The organism is Vibrio sp. 10N.222.55.C6 (assembly GCF_041473395.1).
Classification (GTDB): domain Bacteria; phylum Pseudomonadota; class Gammaproteobacteria; order Enterobacterales; family Vibrionaceae; genus Vibrio; species Vibrio crassostreae_C.
The window spans coordinates 1-310 of sequence record NZ_JBFRSD010000356.1; the positions used below are offsets into that span (position 1 = coordinate 1).

Consider the following 310-nt stretch of genomic DNA (forward strand, 5'->3'; position numbering starts at 1 on the left):
AATACCCCTGTTAAAATAATCATGTAAGGAATATCTCGGCTTAGGACTTGCTCTGGGATGATTAACTCTTGGCCTATTATCGAAGGTATAGCGATTACTCCCAATAGATTGAAAATATTCGAGCCTATTACCGTGGCAAATACAATGTCGTACATTCCTCTGCGCACTCCAGCAATCGCAGCAGCCAGTTCGGGTAAGCTTGTCCCAAATGCAATTATAGTCAACCCAATGGTAAGTTCGCTCAAACCAGCAAGTTGAGCCAAGTTAACGGCTCCCCAGACCATTAACCTCGATGAGGTTAAAAGTAGTA

At 43.2% G+C, this 310-nt stretch carries 1 pseudogene; it reads right to left on the reverse strand.

What is annotated here, in order from left to right:
* Positions 1-263, reverse strand: a pseudogene (locus tag AB4486_RS24100) (sodium:calcium antiporter); the annotation flags it as partial.
* Positions 264-310 lie beyond the last annotated feature (47 nt).